We start from the raw sequence: 18,397 nt of genomic DNA, 5'->3' as shown, positions 1-18,397 counted from the left end.
TCAGGCAAGTCTTGTTTCGGCAAGTCTCGCTATGCGGCATCTCTTGCTGCGGAGCAAGTCTCGCGACCGGTCTCGTCCTGCTGTGTGGCAGGTCCGGAAGCGCGATTCATCTGACCATTTCTGGGTGTCGGACGATCGCGTCGGTGATCGGCATCGACGCGCGGTGCCGTTCACTCCCCGCTTGGCATCAACGCGCGCGGCTCCCTTCAATACCGATACCTCCAGGCGAATCTTGGGGCTGGGGGTTCGATGACGAATGTGGCGAGTTGCCCGCGCGGCATTGCGGTCGCAGGTCGGCGGGCTGGCATCGGCTCGACGACGCCGTGGCCGGGGGGCGTGATGACACGAACTTCCCGGGGTTGATTGGCCACGCAGGAGACCGGCCGCCGGCACGTCGAGCTGGATCTCGCGTGACAATTAGGCACACTCCGGCGAAATCCCTGAGCAGTTGTTGCTATCAAGTAGCCGTTGAGCCTTCAAAATAAAAGCCATTTCAGGGAGGGGGTTTTGATTGAGTCGCTCTCCCGCTACCAAAATTCACCTAAGTATCCGGTCTTAATCGTGAAAAATTAGGACGGCGTCGCTGTTGATAGCGAGCACCATCCTTCGGTCTGCGCAATTGTGATAATCGGGGCGCGTTTGGAAAACCGTGGTGGTCGTCGCCTGCTCATGGCAGTGCTTCTTTGTGCTTGCGACAGAGCCATTGACGAGAATACTAACCTTCGGCCAACATCTGGTTGATTGATTTTTTGGGGCCGGGAAGTGGAGAAGGCACAGGATCTTCGTTTCGGGGACATGATCCTTGACGAAACATGCCTTTTCGCGCACCGCAACGGGCGGAAGATTCAATTCACCAGAAACGAGCGCGCGCTGCTGCTGGCTCTGACGCGCAACCCTCGTCGCCTGATGCCCCGCGACCGTCTGCTCGACGAGATCGCGTCGGAATCCAACGTATCCGACCGCAACATCGATTTTCTGGTCAACAGGTTGCGGGCCAAGCTCGGCGACAGCGCCAAATCGCCGAATTTTATCGCCACACAATATGGCGAGGGTTACGTCTGGATCGCCGCTCCATCTTCGGCAGCGCCGATAGACGCTCTCCTGGTCATCGCACCGGCTTTCGGGCTGCCCGGATCTCCCTTCAGCCGGCAGGCGTCTTCGCTCATCGATCAGCTACGCGAGATGATCGCTGAGGGTGTTGGCGATGGCCACGACGTCATCGTTGCCGAGGACTGGACCCCCACCGACAGGCCGCGTTATTTCCTGCAAGTGAGCTTTTTTGCCCGCAACGGGCACCTCGATTGCGCGGCCACCTTGAGGGAAATGCCGTCGAGGCGGATCGCAAAAGCATTGCGGCTCCAACTCGACATGGCCGACGCCGCATCGATCACGAATGAGGCCAGCCGGGTTTCGAATGGCGTCATCGAGGTGCTGCGCAAGGCGCTCGGCCACGCCTCGACAGGGCTCGGTATCCGCGCCGGGGAACCAGCCGAAACGCGCCGTCAAAAGGCTTCGAGCGTGTTGCTGTCGACCAATCCGAGGTGGGTGGAAGATGGCGAGCAACTGGGGAGGGACCGCAAGCAGGATCCTGACAATGCGGATATCGCCCTGCAATGGTGCCTGCATCTGTTCACGCGCCTCACAACGACCAATCCGTTCGGCGAGATGAGCCTTGACGAACGCTACCGCATGGAAAGCGAGATCGACGCCACGGTGCTGGACTGCCTGCCAGCCATCGAGGCGAACCCGCTGCTGATGCTGGCAGCCGCCAAGCTGCTGTACTTCATCAATCGAGGTCATCTCGAACTGGCGGAGGATATCCTCGAACGCGCCTTCGCCCAAACAACGGACTTTGCCGGGGCCTTGCCGGTCATGGGACAATTGCGCTATGCGCGCGGCCAATTCGACGAAGCTGTCCAATATTTCGACCGCGGCATCGCGATGGTCGAACTGAACCCTCTGTACCACATACATATCCGGGTCCTGAAATGCCTTGCCCTCCTTGCTGCCGGCAACCATGCGGCGCTTGAAGGCGCCGTCCCCACGATCGATCCGGACATCCCCTGCCCTCCTGAAATCGCATGGATGATTGCCTGGACGTTCGCGCCGGCCGATCAGGAATTGCCGCAGGCGTCGGCGGATGCGCTTGCCGCGATCGGCCCGGAGGGCGCGATCGGCGCGGTCGAATATCTCTATTTCACGTCGGCGCGTCATCTCGTTTCGGAGCAGGCGCGCGCCAACCTCATGCATAACCTGATCGCGCATGTGACGAGATTCCATGGCGAGCGGGTGGTCCCGGCCTTCATTCTCCGGAGCATCGGCAAGGTCGCTCCGGCTGAACACACTCGCGGACAAACGGCGCTCGAAGCGGGCATTGGCGCACGCCTCAAATATTGAGCAAACAATTGGTTGCTACAGCGTGTCTGGAGGCGGCTCGATGTTTCTTCGGTCGCAATGCAGATATCGCAGTGGGCTGAAGCATGAAGCGTCGGGGCAGACTTAATCCCAGTCGAGGTTGGGATCGCTTCATGAGCCCAGTTGAATTGGTCGGACACCTCGAAAAGCGATCTGAGAATCCCGCGCCAGCGAGATTCGATCGCGGTGTCGACACGCCGACGCTGCGGCTCGTGCGCTGGCCCGGCGCGAGCTGGCGCGCGGCGCTGCTCGGCAGCGCTGCCGCCGGCGCGCTCAGCTTCGCGGTCGGCGACCCGGCTGCGGCGGCGCCGACCCTCTGCGTGATCAATGGCGCGGTCGCGACCTGCAGCGGCGATCAATCCGCCGGCATCGCCGCCGGGACCGATTTTCCGGTCCCGGCGGTCACCACGCTGAACGTCAACAATCTCACCACGGCCATTGCGCCCGCCAGTGGAACTCGCGGCATCAGCTTCCGCTCCACCACCGGCGACGTCACCATCGGCAGCGACACCGGTGCCTTCGGCATCACCACGACGGGCGACGATGCGCACGGCATTGATGCTTACAGCGTCGTAGGCCACACAGGCACGGTAACGGTGACCTCGACCGGCAGCATCACCACGACGGGCGCCCGCGCAAGGGGCATTTTAGCTATCGGCTACCACAGCGCGGTGGTGACCTCAACCGGCAGCATCACCACCGGGGGCGCCTACGCGAGCGGGATTGAGGTCTACAGCAGCTTTGGGATAACGCTGACCTCGACCGGCAGCATCACCACCCGGGGCGACAACGCGTCTGGGATTCAGGCCGGTGGCGACGTTGTAACGCTGACCTCGACCGGCGACGTCGGCACCGCGGGCAAAGGCGCGCAAGGGATTTTTGCTCGCTCCACGCAAGATGTCACGGTAGCCTCGACCGGCAACATCACCACCAGGGGCGACGATGCGGTGGGGATTCTTGCCCTGGCCAGCAGCGTCGGCTCCGGCGTGGCGACGGTGACCTCGATCGGCAACATCACCACCACGGGCGCCGGGATTTTTGCCCGGGGCGGCCCCACGGCGGTGGTGACCTCGACCGGCGACATCATCACCACGGGCGACAGCGCGCAGGGGATTTATGCGCACGGCAACGGCACGGCGACGGTGACCTCGACCGGCAACATCACCACGACGGGCGTCAACGCGGGCGGGATTGAGGCCAGCTCCCCCAACGATGTGTATGTGACCTCGACCGGCAGCATCGTCACCACGGGCGCCGGGATTTTTGCCCAGAGCCACGGCGGCAGGGTGCTGGTGACCTCGACCGGCAACATCACCACGACGGACTGGTTCTCGAACGGGATTTATGCCGGCGGCGGCAGCTTTGTCATGCTGACCTCGACCGGCAACATCACCACGAAGGGCGCCGGCTCGAACGGCATTTTTGCCCAGAGCAACGGCGCGGTGACGGTGACCTCGACCGGCGACGTCACCGCTACGGGCTCCAACGCGAGCGGGATGTCCGCCCAAAGCGTGGGCGGGCCGATCGCGGTCACCATCAATTCAGGCACGGTGTCCGGCGGCACCGGTTCCGGAACGGGTGTCTCCCTCATCGGCGGCACCGACAACACGCTGGTCAACCGCGGCACCGTGACGGCCTTGTCGGGGCTGGCGATCGCGGCCAGCACGGGCAATGACGCCGTCAGCAATTTCGGCACCGTGACTGGCAATGTCGATCTTGGCACCGGCACCAACGTCTTCAACAACACGGCGGGCGGCCTGTTCAATTCCGGCGCCACCGTCAGTCTCGGCGCCGGCAACGCGCTGACCAATGCCGGCACCCTGTCGCCCGGCGGCGCCGGGACGGTCCTGACCACGGCCTTGACCGGCAACCTGGTGCAGACCGCGACCGGGCGCCTGACGATCGATTTGAACATGGCCGGCGGCAGCGCCGACCGGGTCAACGTGTCGGGAACCGCCAACCTGGCGGGCACCGTGCAGCTGCGCCTGTTGAACGCGCAGGCTGGCGTGTACCAGCAGACCATCGTGTCGGCCGCGGGCGGCGTCACAAACAGCGGCTTGTCGCTGCAGGCGCTGCAGGCGAGCCCGGTCCTGCACGTCGAACTGGTCTATCCCAACGCCAACGACGTCGCGATCAGGAGCTCCATCAACTTCGTGACCTCCGGCCTCACCGGCAACCAGACATCGCTCGCCAACGCGCTCAACGGGGCGGGGCAAGGCTCGGGCCTCGGCGGGCCAATCTTCAACCTGCTGCTCAACGGCCCGACATCGCTCGACGGCTACCGCGGCATGCTCAACCAGCTCTCCGGCGAAAGCGCCACCGGCACTCAGCATGTCACCTTCGATGCAATGGGCCAGTTCGTCGGCGTGATGCTCGATCCCTTCAATCGCGGCACCGTCACGCCGGCTGGCGTCAGCGGCTACGCCTCCGAAGGCGAGGCCGGCGCCCCTGCCTCGGCCGGACGGCGACACACCGCGGCCGAGCGCGAGGCCTATGCAATGGTCACCAAGGCGCCTATGCAACAGGACTTCGCGGCACGCTGGAACGTCTGGGCCGCGGGCTTCGGCGGCTCGCAGACCACCGACGGCAACGCCGCAGTCGGCAGCAATTCGACCACCAGTCGCATCGCGGCCGGCACGGTCGGCGCTGACTATCTGATCGCACCCGACACGATCGTCGGCTTCGCGCTCGCCGGCGGCGGCACCAGTTTCACTGTTGCTGGCGGTCTCGGCAGCGGCCACTCCGACTTGTTCCAGGCCGGCGCCTATGCGAGGCATACGACGGGGGCGGCCTATGTCGCGGCCGCGCTCGCCTATGGCTGGCAGGATATCACCACCAACCGCACCGTGGCCGGCCTCGACCAGTTGCAGGCCCGGTTCAAGGCCAACGCCTGGTCGGGCCGGCTCGAAGGCGGCTATCGCGTCGTCAGTCCCTGGATGGGCGTCGCCATCACGCCCTATGCGGCCGGTCAGTTCACCACCTTCAACCTGCCGGCCTACACTGAGGCGGCCGTCATCGGCAGCGACGCCTTTGCGCTGCGCTATGGTGCCAAAGACGTCACGGCATCGCGCTCGGAGCTCGGCTTCCGCACCGACAAATCCTGGGCCCTCATGGGTACGCTGCCGGGGACGACGCTGACCCTGCGCAGCCGTTTCGCCTGGGCGCACGATTATTCCACCGACCGCTCCGTCGGCGCCACCTTCCAGTCGCTGCCGGGCGCCTCCTTCGTGGTGAGCGGCGCGGCCCAATTGCCGGACAAGGCGCTGACGACCCTGGCCGCCGAACTTGTCTGGCGCAACGGTTTCTCGCTCGCCGGCACCTTCGACGGCGAGTTCTCCGGCAATTCCAGCAGCTACGCCGGCAAGGCCGTCGCAAGATATCAGTGGTGACGGCGGCCGACGGCTGTGATGCAGCGCGTCGGCGCGGTCGATCCCGTCAGCTTTCGACGACCCGCACGGGATCGCGGCCGTGATGCTGACCGTGATTGCGATCGTCGATCAATTCCCGCGGCGCAGGCAGCGGCGCAGTCCGCGAAGCTGGGCGCGTTCGCGAGCCTGGCGACGGAGTCGTTTCATCTTTACCATGCGGCCGAGATACGATCGTTACCCTGATCGAGCAGAGAATAAAATTCCATACTTCAATATGAAGCATAGGTGCTCCTGCGGCATGGGTACGTCGTTGCCCCCAAGGAGATTCCCTTGACGGAGGACGAACAACTGATCTGTATCAATTGCGGCTGTGAACTAAGAGGTCGGTGGAGTTCACGAAACTTCGACTATGAACCGATCTACTTTACGCCGGAGGACATCCCTAAGCATTAGGCTCCCGCACGAGCATGATGTCACGCTCTCATCTCGTCGTTTTGATAATGCTGAACTGGAGTTCGTTACCTCATGGATGTCTCAGCATCACCTACTACGGAAACGCGGCGCAGGCTTCCAAAGCATCTCAAGGCCTTGGAAGCCGAGTCCATTGAGATAATGCGCGAGGTCGTGGCTGAATTCAAAAAGCCCGTCATGCTCTATTCGATTGGAAAAGACTCCAGCGTCATGCTGCATTTGGCGATCAAGGCCTTCCACCCCGCCGAGCTACCATTTCCCCTTCTACACGTAGACACAACCTGGAAGTTTCGCGAGATGATTGCGTTTCGGGACGAAACCGCACGCCGTCTCGGGATTGAGATGCTGGTCCATGTCAATCACGACGGCCTCTCCCGTGGCATTGGCCCAATTGCGTCGGGCTCTTCCGTCCACACACAGATCATGAAGACGGAAGCACTCAAGCAGGCGCTCGACCTTCACGGCTTCGATGCAGCGCTTGGTGGTGCGCGAAGAGATGAAGAAAAGAGCCGAGCAAAGGAACGTATTTTCTCTTTTCGCTCTCAGGGCCACGTCTGGGACCCGCGAAACCAACGTCCCGAATTGTGGAATCTTTTCAACGGCCGCATTCGACCTGGCGAGACGGTTCGCGTATTCCCTCTATCAAACTGGACCGAATTAGATATCTGGCATTATGTGATGCTGGAAAATATTGCCGTGGTGCCGCTCTACTTCGCCAAACATCGCCCCGTCGTGCGTCGCGATGGGACCTGGATCATGGTAGATGACAATCGCCTGCCCTTCCGTCCCAACGAAGAGCCGGAAGTGCGACTTGTTCGATTTCGTACACTAGGCTGCTATCCTTTAACGGGAGCGATCGAGTCCCATGCCGTTTCCCTCGAGGATATCGTATCGGAAATGCAATCGACACGCGTTTCGGAGCGCCAGGGGCGCCTCATTGATAGCGACGAGTCGGCGTCGATGGAGAAAAAGAAGCGGGAAGGCTATTTTTGATGGAGTGCGCCCGCCTTCCTGCCGAAGAGACGAACAAGGATCTACTTCGATTTCTCACATGTGGATCGGTAGATGACGGAAAATCCACGCTGATCGGCCGTCTCCTGCACGATTCAAAGCTGATTTTCGAGGATCAGCTGTCGACGCTTGCCAAAGACTCGATACGTTACGGCACCACCGGCGATGACATCGACTTTGCCCTTCTGGTGGACGGCCTTGAGGCCGAGCGTGAGCAGGGCATCACAATCGATGTCGCCTATCGTTTTTTTACCACGCCGAGGCGCTCTTTCATCGTAACCGATACGCCGGGTCACGAGCAGTACACGAGGAATATGGCGACGGCGGCATCGAAGGCCGACCTGGCCATTATCCTGATCGATGCGCGTAAGGGCGTTTTGTTGCAGACCAGGCGGCATTCGCTAATTTGTTCACTTCTTGGGTTGCGCCATGTGGTCGTAGCCGTGAACAAGATCGATCTAGTCGCATATCAAGCAGATATTTTCGACCGTATCGTTACCGACTATTGCGCCTTCGCATCGCAGTTCGGGTTCTCGTCGATTGTGTCATTTCCGATTTCGGCCAGAAACGGCGACAACGTCGTAAAGCTATCGGACAAGACACCTTGGTATAGCGGACCAGCCTTGCTGGACTATCTCGAGACGATCAATGTCGAGAATGAAACAGCGGAAGCTTCATTCCGCTTTCCTGTGCAATGGGTCAATCGTCCGAATGCTGATTTCCGGGGTTATGCCGGAACAGTGGTTTCCGGGACGGTCAATTCCGGCGATCCCATCTTCGTCGCCGGTTCGAGCCGGACCTCAAGCGTGAAGGAACTTATAACCTCTGCCGGCCCACAGCAGTTCGCACAGGCAGGAGACGCAATCACGATCACACTCGCGGACGAGTTGGATATTGCACGCGGCGATCTCCTGGCCAGTCCCATGTCTCGCCCCGAGGTGTCCGATCAATTTGCCGCACACATCATCTGGATGAGCGACCAAGCGCTGATGCCCGGGCGTTCCTACTTGGCACGCATTGGAACCAGAGTAACGCCGATCACGGTGACCGGAATCAGGCACAAAGTCGATGTCAATACGAGCGCGCATCTGGCGGCTCAGACTCTCGATCTCAACGATATCGCCTTCTGTAACTTTGCCACCGACACGCCAGTTGCATTCGACCCGTACGTGCATAACCACAAAACGGGGGCATTCATCGTCATCGACCGGTTTACCAATCATACTCTTGGTGCGGGGATGATTGCCTTCGGCCTGCGGCGGGGCACAACTATCCATCGGCAAACGACCCTGCTCGGAAAATCCGAGCGGGCCGCACAAAAGCGCCAAAGACCCGCAATTGTTTGGCTTACCGGCTTGTCAGGCGCAGGCAAGTCGACGATTGCCAACATTGTCGAGCGGCAGCTGCACGCTGCCGGTCATCACACAATGCTACTCGATGGCGACACTATGCGCCACGGACTTAATCGAGACCTCGGTTTCACGGAGGCCGATCGGGTCGAGAACATTCGCCGCGCCAGCGAGGTCGCTAAGCTCTTGTTGGACGCGGGGCTCATCGTGCTGTGCTCGTTCATCTCTCCGTATCGCGCTGAACGCGAAATGGCTCGACGCTTGTTTTCGGATGAGGAGTTTATTGAAGTATTCGTGGATACTCCTATCGACGAATGCGTACGGCGCGATCCGAAGGGTCTCTACGCGAAAGCGAAGGCCGGCACGATCAAGAACTTCACGGGCATCGATGCGCCCTACGAAGCTCCCCACAATCCCGAGATACACCTGCACACAATCGGCCAGCAGCCCGAACAACTATCCGAAAAAATCATCAGGAAATTGGCAGAATTGGGCAGAATTGGATAGATACGTTGGCTTCCGCGATACGAGCAAGACTGGCTACATTGCCGTCTTGAAACGCTCCGCACCGAACACGGTCATCGCACAGTCGCCGGGCTCTCGCGCGAGCGCATCATCACTGGCATTCTTCAGCCCTATGCTGATCACCCCGGTGCGGCACTCGATACTCTGAAGAAGCTGCGGATCCTGATCCGTCACGCGACGGCAAGTCCTTCACGGTCGATGGTTTTAGTGGATGGATGCGGGACGCTATCTCGGAGGCCGGACCGCCTCTCGATTGCAAGCCGCATGGCCTTCCGAAAGCCGCCGGACGTTTGCTCGCCGAAGCCGGCGCAACGGCGGAGATGATCATGTCTGTCCTCGGACACACGACACTTGCTGAAGCTGGGCGCTATACGGAAGAGGCTGATCAGGCGGGCCTCGCCCAAGACGCAGTCATCAAGCTTGAAGGACACAGGGCGACAGGATTGCCCAAATCACTTCCGTGGATTTGGGCAAAACGCCAAAAACGAGAGGAAAATCAGATCGATAGGAGTGAGGCTGGCGCTCCCTAGGGGAATCGAACCCCTGTTTCAGCCTTGAGAGGGCCGCGTCCTAACCGCTAGACGAAGGGAGCGTGAGGGCTAGCCAATAACCTCGAAATTTGTCCGCCGCAAGCACCCGAATGGGCCTTTTACGGCTCATTGGCAAATTTCAGCTTTCCGGCCGGCTTCAGGGTGTGGGCATCGAAGGTGCGGATCTCGATGACCCCGCCGACGTCGAGCGTGACCACGAGGCGGTCGCCGGCGACCCCGGTCGAGACGATTTTGGCGCCTTTCGGCAGGGTGGCAATGACGTCGCCGACCGGCTCGGGCGCCCTTCCCTCCGACTTGAAAAGGCGGTAGCCCACCGCGATCAGAACGGCGCAGATTGCCAGCGCCGTGGTCAACCCCGCGATCAGCATCATCCGTCGCACCCGCGCGAACAGCGCGGCCTGCTCGGGGCTCGGTTCGGGAACAGCGGTATCAGACGTCGTCATGGAAACTATTGGCTCTGCGCAAAGGTTGGAGGTTGTCGTTGCCGGCGACGAGGGCTCGGCCCGGCTCGACCGCGTGCTGGCGGCGCGTTTGCCGGACCTGTCGCGATCGAGGCTGAAAGCCCTGATCCTGGCGGGCGCGGTGAGCCTGAGGGCCTCCGCGGTCCGCGACCCCGCTTATCACGTCATATCCGGCGATACGATCATAATCGACGTGCCGGAGGCCGCGCCCGCCGAGCCCAAGGGCGAGGATATCGCCCTCGATATCGTGTTCGAGGACGACGACATCATCGTCATCAACAAGCCCAAGGGGCTGGTCGTGCACCCCGCGGCCGGGCACGAGACCGGGACGCTGGTGAACGCACTGATCGCCCATTGCGGCGCGACGCTGTCGGGGATCGGCGGGGTGCGCCGGCCCGGCATCGTGCATCGGCTGGACAAGGACACCACAGGGCTGATGGTGGTCGCCAAGAACGACCTTGCCCATGCCTCGCTGTCGGCCCAATTCGCGGACCATGGGCGCACCGGGGCGATGCGGCGCGGCTACATGGCCTTCGCCTGGGGCGTGCCGAACCGGCATCGCGGCACCGTCGATGCGCCGATCGACCGTCACCCCCATGCGCGCGAGAAGATGGCGGTGCGCCAGGGCGGCCGCGAGGCGGTGACGCATTGGGAGATCCTGGAGAGTTTTTCGGGGCGCGACGGCAAGCCGATCGCCGCCCTGCTCGGCTGCGAACTGGAGACCGGGCGCACCCACCAGATCCGCGTCCACCTCGCCCATATCGGCCACCCCCTGATGGGCGATGCCGTCTATGGCCCGCATTTCAAGACCAAGGCCAACCAGCTCGGCCCCGACTCGCAAGCAGCTTTGACCGCCCTTGGACGGCAGGCGCTGCACGCTTATTTGCTGGTATTGGAGCACCCGAGGACTGGAGAATTACTCCACTGGGAGGCACCTCTGCCGGAGGATTTGCTTCTCCTGGAGAGCTCCCTGAAAGCGGCGCTATGACGCAGGGGCTTTAGGAAAAGCGTTACATTACAAAAAGTTATAGCTGCCACACGGGGACGTGACGTCAGCAATCCTTCCCTTTTTGCCCCCCCATGAGGTATATTGCGCCTGCGTTGGAAATGACCAACGCGGAACATCGCAGCTACGGCCGGCTTTAACACAGCGGTCGTCTGCCTGGCCCGCCGCTATCGGGGGCCTGAACCTTTGGAGGGGCTAAAAATGGCCCGTACCGCTGCTCTGCCGGTCCTTAATGGAGAATCCGGCCTTTCTCGTTACCTCGCCGAAATTCGCAAGTTCCCGATGCTGGAGCCCCAGCAGGAATACATGCTCGCCAAGCGTTGGCGGGAGCATGACGATCGCGATGCGGCGCACCAACTCGTCACCAGCCATCTCCGCCTCGTGGCCAAGATCGCCATGGGCTATCGCGGCTACGGCCTGCCGATCTCCGAGGTCGTCTCGGAAGGCAATGTCGGCCTGATGCAGGCGGTGAAGCGTTTCGAACCCGAAAAGGGGTTCCGTCTCGCCACCTACGCGATGTGGTGGATCAAGGCGTCGATTCAAGAGTACATCCTGCGTTCCTGGTCGCTCGTGAAGATGGGCACCACCGCGAACCAGAAGAAGCTGTTCTTCAACCTGCGCAAGGCGAAGAGCAAGATCAACGCACTGGACGAAGGCGATCTTCGCCCCGACCAGGTCGCGGTCATTGCAAAGCGGCTGGGCGTCACCGCCCAGGACGTGATCGACATGAACCGCCGCCTCGGCGGTGACGCGTCGCTCAACGCACCGATCCGCGACGACGGCGAAGCCGGCGAATGGCAGGACTGGCTGGTCGACAATACGCCCAACCAGGAAGCCATGATGGCGGAGCACGAGGAGTATGATCACCGCCGTGACGCCCTGAATGGCGCCATGGGCGTGCTCAACCCGCGCGAACGCCGCATCTTCGAGGCCCGTCGCCTCGCCGATGAGCCGATGACGCTGGAAGACCTTGCCGCCGAGTTCGGCGTGTCGCGCGAGCGTGTCCGCCAGATCGAGGTCCGCGCCTTCGAAAAGGTGCAGGCCGCGGTCAAGGGCACCATCGCAAAGGCCGAACAGGCCGCGCTGGAAGCCGCGCTCTAAGCGAAGGCTTCGGCGCCAGGAATTGGCGGATCGAGAAAAGACAAAAAGCCGGCGGCAACGCCGGCTTTTTTTGTGTGTGTGAGGTGCCGCATGTTCGCGCCGGCGCCGGCCGGGCATCCTGAACCGGTATCGCGTCGACCGGCCCAAAGTATCGGGCGCAAGCACCAAGAGGACGGACACCATCGTGTCGATCATCCTGCAATCCACCGTCGGCGGCTTTTCAGCCCAGTTCATGCGCAAGCTGCCGCTGGTCGAGCAGGCGATGCGCGAGCACGGGCTCGATCCCGCCGAGTTCGTGATCTCCAAGGATTACGCCTCGACCGCGACGATTCCGATCATGGGACCGTTCTTCTTTAACTACAGCGTGTTCTTCGGCGACGAGACGTTCACCGTCACCGAGCCGAACGACATGGCGTTTCTGGATTACTTCTTCAAACGCATGCTGGCGGCAGACGGGCCGCCGGAGGTACCGCGGCGGCCGGGATTGATCCGGCGGTTTTTCGGCTGGATGGCCCAGCCGGTGTAGTCTCTTCGCCTCTCCCCGCAAGCGCGGCGAGGGAGCGCATCTTCTACTCTCCCCAAATTCTCGCCAGGGTCGCGAGCCAGCAGCCCTCGCAATAGCGGGCGTCCTTGTAGTCGATCCAGTTGTGCGCATAAACGTGGGTCAGCGGGATGTCGTAGCGCGCGCGCAGCACCTTCACGAGGATCTTCCATGCCGCGACCTGCGCCTCGGTGGGGCCCGCGGCAACATCGGGATAATTGCCGGCGAACTCGACGCCGATCGAATTGTCACGCACCACCTGGCGGTAGGTCGCCCTGTTGTCGATGTATTTGTTGTCGTTGCGGTTGGCGCCGTCGCCATGGGTCGGCACCAGGTTTTCGGCAACAGCCCAATAGACCGTGCCGTCGGTCTCCACCCACACCGTGACGCCGCGCCGGGTCGGATTCTTCGCCTGCTCCGCCGCACCGCCGCGCGCCGAGCCCGCCGGCCCCTCGGTCTGGTGCACGATGATGTTGCGCCAGGGTGTTGCGTTGCGAACGTCGCCCCACGGCGCGAGCCAGACGATCTTCAGGCCGGGAATGTCAGGCGTGCCGGGGCTGCGCGCGAGCTTTGCGAACTCGGGGTCGGCTGCGGCGACGGGAGCGATCAGGAAGGCGGCGAGAATGGCCGTGAGCAGGCGAGATATCATCATGGGAGTCCAGCGGGGACCCCAGCGTATCAGGCTTCAGGCAAATTTGCGCGCGGCCGCGCCGAATCCGGCCGGCTCGGGCGACAGCGGCGGCGCCGGATCGTAGACCGCAAAATCGTTCTTGCCGTTCTTCTTGGCGGCATAGAGCGCGTGGTCGGCGTGCGCGATCAGCCGGTCCGGAAATTGGCCGATGCCGCGGTCCCACTCGGCGACGCCGATCGAGATCGCGATCGGAATGTCGTTGCCGATGCAGGCGACGGCGTCCTGACGGCAGACCTCGAGCACGCGGTGGGCGATCGCGGCCGCCTCGCGCAAGCCGGAGGACGGCAGCACGACGCAGAACTCGTCGCCGCCGGTACGGGCGAGCATGTCGCCGGGCCGCAAGCGCGTCTGCGCCATCAGGGTGAAGTGCCGCAGGCAGTCGTCGCCCGCGGCGTGGCCATAGGTGTCGTTGATGGTCTTGAAGCCGTCGAGATCGATCACCAGCAGCGAGAACGGCTCGCCGCTGCGTTCCGAACGGGCGCATTCCTCGGACAGGCGCTGCAACAGATGACGTCGGTTGGCGACACCGGTGAGATCGTCGAGCAGCGCAAGGTCGGCGACCTCGCCACGCAGGCGATCCATCGCCATCAGCAGGAAGCCGAAATTGAGCGTCATCGACAGGAACAGGAGGCCCAGCACCATGACGGCATGGGTCTGACCGCCGGCGGCCGCCGAGAAATCGTGGCCGAGCAGGTTGCCCACGGTGCGAGCGAGAAAGATCGCGATGGTGGCGAGGATGACGATGCCGGACAGACGTGCGCCCGGACTGACGCGGCCTTCGGGCGGCGACAGCAACAGACGCAGCGACAGCGCCAGCGGCAGGGCCTGGCCGATGGTGTAGCTGAGCATGCGCAGCTGCATGTGATCGAAGCCGACCATGAAGAAGACGACACCGCCGAGGCTCAAGACGCCCGTCGCGGCCATGACGCGCCATGACACCGGGCGATCGTAGAAGCGCTGGATGCCCATGGCGGCGAGACAGCTCGCCGCGACGACACCGGTGGCTCCGATCAGCAGCGGTACGGGAGAAGCGACGAACAGGCGGACCAGGGCGGCCAACGCCCCCGCCGCAGCGACGAAGGCCGATGCCATCCAGAACCGCGCGGCCGCGAATTTCGGATAGGAGTGCGTCACGTAGGCCCAGATCAGGCCGAGCGCCATGAAGTTGACGGCGAAGACCGTCCAGAGCGTCGGTACGTTCAGCATGGCCGCCGCAGCACGCGCAGCGTCCCGCCCCCTGTCTGTGGCAGCCGTTCGTTCATCACCCATCCCCGTTTTCTTGCGGGAACAATGCGCGGGTTGCACTTAACGGAGTCTCACTGCGACCCTTCAAACCCAGTCCTTGGTTTTGGATTCATGAACGGCGCGCGCGTTGTCGGATCGTTAGGCATGTCGCCGACGTCGCGCCACCGACGCTTCGATGCGGATTCGCGGACCAAAATCACCCGAAAATGCATCTGAGCTGTGGATAACGCGATGACACGGATGTGACAGCACGGGGCAGAGCCCTGCGAATCTGCTGAGCTTGTCATCGAGGATGTTGCGAGGCTGGCCCTCCGCCGAGCATCCCTCGTGTCGCGTTTAACCATGAACCCCTAAGAGGATACTATGGCTAAGAAAGCGAAGAAGGCGAAGAAGGCGAAGGCGAAGAAGACCAAGAAGGCCGCGAAGAAGAAGTAACGCGGCTTGTTCTTTGCCCGGGTGGAGTTTCGCTCCGCCCGGGCTCCGGTCAATGTCGAGAGAGTTTGAAGGTGGCGGGCGCAAGGCCCGCTTTTTTATTGGCTGCGTTGTCGCGCTCCGCTCTCTCTCACTCCCTCCCCTCGCAGGCGGGGAGAGGTGAAGGAAGGAAGCGGGGAAAGGTGAAGAGCGCCTACCTTTCAGCAAACGCCAGCTTGGCACCGAGCATCGCAAAACCGGCGGCAAAGCTGCGGCGCAGCCAGGCCATGACGGCCGGGCGGGAGATGACGCGCTCGCGCACCGAAGCGGCGCAGAGCCCGTAGACGACGAAGACTGCAAACGTCATCGCCATGAAGGCGCCGCTCAATTCCAGCATCCGCGCCAACACATGGGCCTCGTCCACCGCGATGAACTGGGGCAGGAAGGCGAGGAAGAAGATCGAGAGCTTTGGATTGAGGATATTGATCAGGAAGCCTGTCACGATGACCCGGCCGCTCGAACGCTCCTTGATCTCGCCCTCGACCGCCAGCGCCCCGGTCTCGCGCAACGCCTGCCAGGACATGTAGAGCAGATAGAGCACGCCGCCCCATTTCAGCGCGGCAAAGGCCAGCGCGCTGGTATGGAGCACGGCGGCCAGGCCCAGCATCGCCGCAAGCATGTGCGGCACGATCCCGAGCGTGCAGCCGAAGGCGGCTGCGATGCTGGCGCGCGAGCCGCGCGTGAGTGCCGCAGCCAGCGTATAGAGCACGCCGGTGCCGGGCGAGGCGACGACGATCAGCGAGGTGAGCAGGAAGGACCAGGTCATGTCCTGTCCCTACCATCCTCCTCGATGAGGGAGAAGTCACGACCCGTTCAGCGCGGCCGACGCGGATCGGGCCAGAACGAGGTGCCGGCGCGGGCGAGGCCGCCGCCGACGCCCATCGGCACGCCGTCGGCGCGCCAGCACGCCGCGCCCGTCATCTCGCCGTCGAGCCCAAAGCCGATCGCACACATGCCGCCGCCGACATGGGCGGGTGACACCACGGGATGACCGAGCGCCGTGAGCTTCTCGCGCACGCCAGCGGTCATCCCGGTCTCGATCTCGGCCTCCTGGCCCCAAGAGAAGATGCGCGGCGCCTCGACCGCCTCCTGAAGGCTCATGCCGTGGTCGACCAGGTTGATGACGGCCTGGAGCACGCCTGCGGGAATCCGGTGCGCGCCGGGCATGCCGACCGCGAAGGCCGGCCGGCCCTCGCTGAGGCCGATCATCGCCGAGATGCCGCTGGTGATGCGCTTGCCCGGCGCCAGCGACAGCGCGTGACCAGGATGCGGGTCGAACAGGTACATGTAATTGTTCGGGATGATACCGGTGCCAGGGATCATGATGCGCGCGCCGAACAGCGAGTTGATGGTCTGGGTCGAGGTGACGATGTTGCCGTCGCCATCGGCGATCGTGACATGGGTGGTGTTGGCGGACTCGTTGGTGCCCGTCGGCGTGGTCTGGATGCCGACGCCGGCGACATAGGTGCCGACGCGCGCAGGATCGATTTCGGCGCGGCGCCGGGCGGCGTAGTCCTTGGAGACAAGCTGCTCGACCGGCACCTTGACGAAGGCCGGATCGGCCGTCGCCGCGCGGCGATCGGCGGCGGCGATCTTCAGGGCCTCGAGCATCAGATGGATCGTCTCGACCGTACCGAAGCCGGACTTGCCGATCTCGTAGGCTTCCAGGATGTTGAGCATCTGGATGATGTGGACGCCGCCGGACGCGGGCGGCGCGGGGCCGATCAGCTCGACGCCGCGATAGGTGCCGCGGACCGGTTCGCGTTCGATCGTCTTGTAGGCCTCGAGGTCGGCAGCAGTCAGGAAGGAACCGGCCTTAAACAATTCATGTGCGATGACGTCGCCGAGGCTGCCGCCATAGACCGCGCCCGGCCCTTCCTTGGCGATGGCGCCAAGCGTCTCCGCATATTCGCCCTGCACCAGGAGCGAGCCCGCCCTGAGCGGCTTCTCCTTCGGCAGGAATTTCGCCGAGATCGCGGCGTTGCGTGACAGGTCCGGCGCCATCTCGGCAATGCAATTGGCGAGATAGGGCGTCACCGCAAAGCCGCGGCGCGCATGCCGGATGGCGGGCTCCATCACCGAGTCCAGCGGCAGCTTGCCGAAGCGCTCCTGTGCCTCGCACCACGCCTTCAGCGTGCCGGGAACCGCGACCGCGGCGGCACCGACGGCGTTGCGGCGCCCCTCCGTCTCCATGTAGTCCGGCCACCGGTCGGACACTGGCTTGTAACTGTCGGGACGGCAGGCAGCGGGCGCCGTGGAAAGACCATCGATCGTCGTGATGCGGCCGTCCGCAAGCCTGATCACCGCGACGCCACCACCAAAAATGCCGACCATCATCGGCTCGACCACGGTCAGCGTGAACAGCGCCGCGACGGTCGCGTCGATCGCATTGCCGCCGGCGCCCATCATCTCGAGCGCGGCAGCGGAAGCCAGCGGATGATTGGTCACGGCCATGCCGCGGCGGGCGGTCGCCGACGTCTTCTCGCAATCGAACAGCGTGCCCGCCCGTTGCCGCCAGGATATCAGATCGGTCATTCTCAGTAGAGCCTCGTACGGTACGCTTCTTCCATCGTCTTCTCGGCCTCTGCGACCCCGATGGCGGCGGTTTGCTCGGCGATGATCCGGCCCAGCGTCGGGAAGCTGTTGCGTTCGACCTGTGCCGCCGGATTCCAGAGCTTTGAGCGCATCAGCGCCTTGCCGCAGTGGAAATAGGTTTCCTCGACATGGATCTTGAGCCCGATGATGGGGACGGCGTTCTGCACCGCGAGCGGCGTCAAGAGCTCGGCATCTTGCGATATTTCGGCGCGGCCGTTGACACGCAGGGTCTCGTTGATCCCGGGCACCAGGAAAATCAGCCCGATGCCGGGCGAGGCGATGATATTGCCAAAGGTGTCGACACGGTTGTTGCCGCGCCGGTCGGGGACCAGCAGCGTCTTGTCGTCGAGCACGGCAACGAAGCCCGGCGCGTCGCCCCGGGGACTGGCATCGGCGTGACCGTTGCCGTCGCTGGTGGCGAGGACCAGGAACGGGGACAGGGCGATGAAGTCTCGGCAGAACTTGTCGAGATGATCGAGAACCTTCTTCTCGGCGAGCGGGCTGAGCTGCCCGAAATGCGCGCGCAGATCCTCCTGCGACTTGACCGGCGGCTTGCCGCCTGCACCCTGGCTGTCCATTCGCGAACCTCCCTTGTT

14 protein-coding genes and 1 tRNA gene are annotated in these 18,397 nt (G+C 63.1%); 7 read left to right on the top strand and 8 right to left on the bottom strand.

The features are described from left to right. The first annotated feature begins 762 nt into the window (after positions 1 to 762). From PMI42_RS37485 to cysN, 4 genes are all read left to right on the top strand, one after another. Positions 763 to 2,397 (top strand): winged helix-turn-helix domain-containing protein, encoded by a 1,635-nt coding sequence (locus tag PMI42_RS37485; protein WP_050994379.1) that lies wholly within the window; start codon positions 763 to 765, stop codon positions 2,395 to 2,397. 131 nt (positions 2,398 to 2,528) lie between these two features. Continuing rightward, entirely contained in the window at positions 2,529 to 5,804 is a 3,276-nt protein-coding gene (locus PMI42_RS37480) for an autotransporter outer membrane beta-barrel domain-containing protein (protein ID WP_008135939.1), read from the top strand. A gap of 504 nt (positions 5,805 to 6,308) precedes the next feature. Further along, complete coding sequence (gene cysD / locus PMI42_RS16270; protein ID WP_035965831.1) at positions 6,309 to 7,247, top strand: sulfate adenylyltransferase subunit CysD; 939 nt, start codon at positions 6,309 to 6,311, stop codon at positions 7,245 to 7,247. Next, positions 7,247 to 9,121, top strand: coding sequence for a sulfate adenylyltransferase subunit CysN (gene cysN, locus PMI42_RS16265; RefSeq protein ID WP_008135935.1), 1,875 nt, complete (start codon positions 7,247 to 7,249; stop codon positions 9,119 to 9,121). The genes cysD and cysN overlap by 1 nt, the downstream gene beginning before the upstream one ends. 33 nt (positions 9,122 to 9,154) lie before the next feature. Here cysN and PMI42_RS40500 read toward each other — a convergent pair whose 3' ends face one another. The 3 genes from PMI42_RS40500 to PMI42_RS16250 all read right to left on the bottom strand — a co-directional run bounded on the left by PMI42_RS40500 (position 9,155) and on the right by PMI42_RS16250 (position 10,133). Beyond that, positions 9,155 to 9,313 carry a hypothetical protein gene (locus PMI42_RS40500; protein WP_240535250.1) on the bottom strand — a complete coding sequence of 53 codons (159 nt, stop codon included), beginning with the start codon at positions 9,311 to 9,313 and terminating at the stop codon, positions 9,155 to 9,157. A 343-nt stretch (positions 9,314 to 9,656) separates the two neighbouring features. Continuing rightward, a tRNA-Glu gene (locus PMI42_RS16255) sits at positions 9,657 to 9,731 on the bottom strand. Positions 9,732 to 9,788: 57 nt separating this feature from the next. Further along, the gene (locus tag PMI42_RS16250; protein ID WP_008135933.1) at positions 9,789 to 10,133 is read right to left on the bottom strand and encodes a hypothetical protein; all 345 of its coding nucleotides are present in this window, start codon (positions 10,131 to 10,133) and stop codon (positions 9,789 to 9,791) included. Between PMI42_RS16250 and PMI42_RS16245 the strand changes: the two genes are divergently transcribed. The 3 genes from PMI42_RS16245 (at position 10,132) to PMI42_RS16235 (ending at position 12,784) form a co-directional block, all read left to right on the top strand. Next, entirely contained in the window at positions 10,132 to 11,139 is a 1,008-nt protein-coding gene (locus PMI42_RS16245; RefSeq protein ID WP_035965825.1) for an RluA family pseudouridine synthase, read from the top strand. The two genes, PMI42_RS16250 and PMI42_RS16245, sit on opposite strands and share 2 nt — an antisense overlap. A 219-nt stretch (positions 11,140 to 11,358) precedes the next feature. Beyond that, positions 11,359 to 12,258 (top strand): RNA polymerase sigma factor RpoH, encoded by a 900-nt coding sequence (rpoH, locus tag PMI42_RS16240; protein WP_008135930.1) that lies wholly within the window; start codon positions 11,359 to 11,361, stop codon positions 12,256 to 12,258. 184 nt (positions 12,259 to 12,442) lie between these two features. Beyond that, positions 12,443 to 12,784, top strand: coding sequence for a hypothetical protein (locus PMI42_RS16235; protein ID WP_008135928.1), 342 nt, complete (start codon positions 12,443 to 12,445; stop codon positions 12,782 to 12,784). A 43-nt stretch (positions 12,785 to 12,827) separates the two neighbouring features. On the opposite strand, the gene PMI42_RS16230 is transcribed toward PMI42_RS16235, so the two are convergent. From PMI42_RS16230 to PMI42_RS16210, 5 genes are all read right to left on the bottom strand, one after another. Continuing rightward, positions 12,828 to 13,451, bottom strand: a complete 624-nt coding sequence (locus PMI42_RS16230) for a peptidoglycan recognition protein family protein (protein ID WP_008135927.1) — start codon at positions 13,449 to 13,451, stop codon at positions 12,828 to 12,830. A gap of 33 nt (positions 13,452 to 13,484) precedes the next feature. After that, positions 13,485 to 14,696 (bottom strand): GGDEF domain-containing protein, encoded by a 1,212-nt coding sequence (locus tag PMI42_RS16225; RefSeq protein ID WP_008135925.1) that lies wholly within the window; start codon positions 14,694 to 14,696, stop codon positions 13,485 to 13,487. A gap of 664 nt (positions 14,697 to 15,360) precedes the next feature. After that, positions 15,361 to 15,972, bottom strand: coding sequence for a LysE family translocator (locus PMI42_RS16220; RefSeq protein WP_008135924.1), 612 nt, complete (start codon positions 15,970 to 15,972; stop codon positions 15,361 to 15,363). Between the two features lie 47 nt (positions 15,973 to 16,019). Further along, positions 16,020 to 17,741, bottom strand: a complete 1,722-nt coding sequence (ggt, locus tag PMI42_RS16215) for a gamma-glutamyltransferase (RefSeq protein ID WP_008135923.1) — start codon at positions 17,739 to 17,741, stop codon at positions 16,020 to 16,022. A gap of 2 nt (positions 17,742 to 17,743) precedes the next feature. After that, positions 17,744 to 18,379: a pyridoxamine 5'-phosphate oxidase family protein gene (locus PMI42_RS16210; RefSeq protein WP_008135922.1), complete on the bottom strand. Its 636-nt coding sequence runs from the start codon at positions 18,377 to 18,379 to the stop codon at positions 17,744 to 17,746. Positions 18,380 to 18,397: the final 18 nt, after the last annotated feature.

This window comes from Bradyrhizobium sp. YR681, assembly GCF_000282615.1.
Taxonomy (GTDB): Bacteria; Pseudomonadota; Alphaproteobacteria; order Rhizobiales; family Xanthobacteraceae; genus Bradyrhizobium.
The sequence above is the reverse complement of the archived record's forward strand: the minus strand, read 5'-3'. Positions and strand labels throughout refer to the sequence as shown.

Coding starts and splice junctions, on each gene's coding strand:
- ggt (WP_008135923.1), bottom strand. CDS start 17,741: ATGACCGATCTGATATCCTGGCGGCAACGGGCGGGCACGCTGTTCGAT.
- cysD (WP_035965831.1), top strand. CDS start 6,309: ATGGATGTCTCAGCATCACCTACTACGGAAACGCGGCGCAGGCTTCCA.
- cysN (WP_008135935.1), top strand. CDS start 7,247: ATGGAGTGCGCCCGCCTTCCTGCCGAAGAGACGAACAAGGATCTACTT.
- PMI42_RS16230 (WP_008135927.1), bottom strand. CDS start 13,451: ATGATGATATCTCGCCTGCTCACGGCCATTCTCGCCGCCTTCCTGATC.
- PMI42_RS16245 (WP_035965825.1), top strand. CDS start 10,132: ATGGAAACTATTGGCTCTGCGCAAAGGTTGGAGGTTGTCGTTGCCGGC.
- PMI42_RS16220 (WP_008135924.1), bottom strand. CDS start 15,972: ATGACCTGGTCCTTCCTGCTCACCTCGCTGATCGTCGTCGCCTCGCCC.
- PMI42_RS16250 (WP_008135933.1), bottom strand. CDS start 10,133: ATGACGACGTCTGATACCGCTGTTCCCGAACCGAGCCCCGAGCAGGCC.
- PMI42_RS37480 (WP_008135939.1), top strand. CDS start 2,529: ATGAGCCCAGTTGAATTGGTCGGACACCTCGAAAAGCGATCTGAGAAT.
- PMI42_RS16210 (WP_008135922.1), bottom strand. CDS start 18,379: ATGGACAGCCAGGGTGCAGGCGGCAAGCCGCCGGTCAAGTCGCAGGAG.
- PMI42_RS16225 (WP_008135925.1), bottom strand. CDS start 14,696: ATGCTGAACGTACCGACGCTCTGGACGGTCTTCGCCGTCAACTTCATG.
- rpoH (WP_008135930.1), top strand. CDS start 11,359: ATGGCCCGTACCGCTGCTCTGCCGGTCCTTAATGGAGAATCCGGCCTT.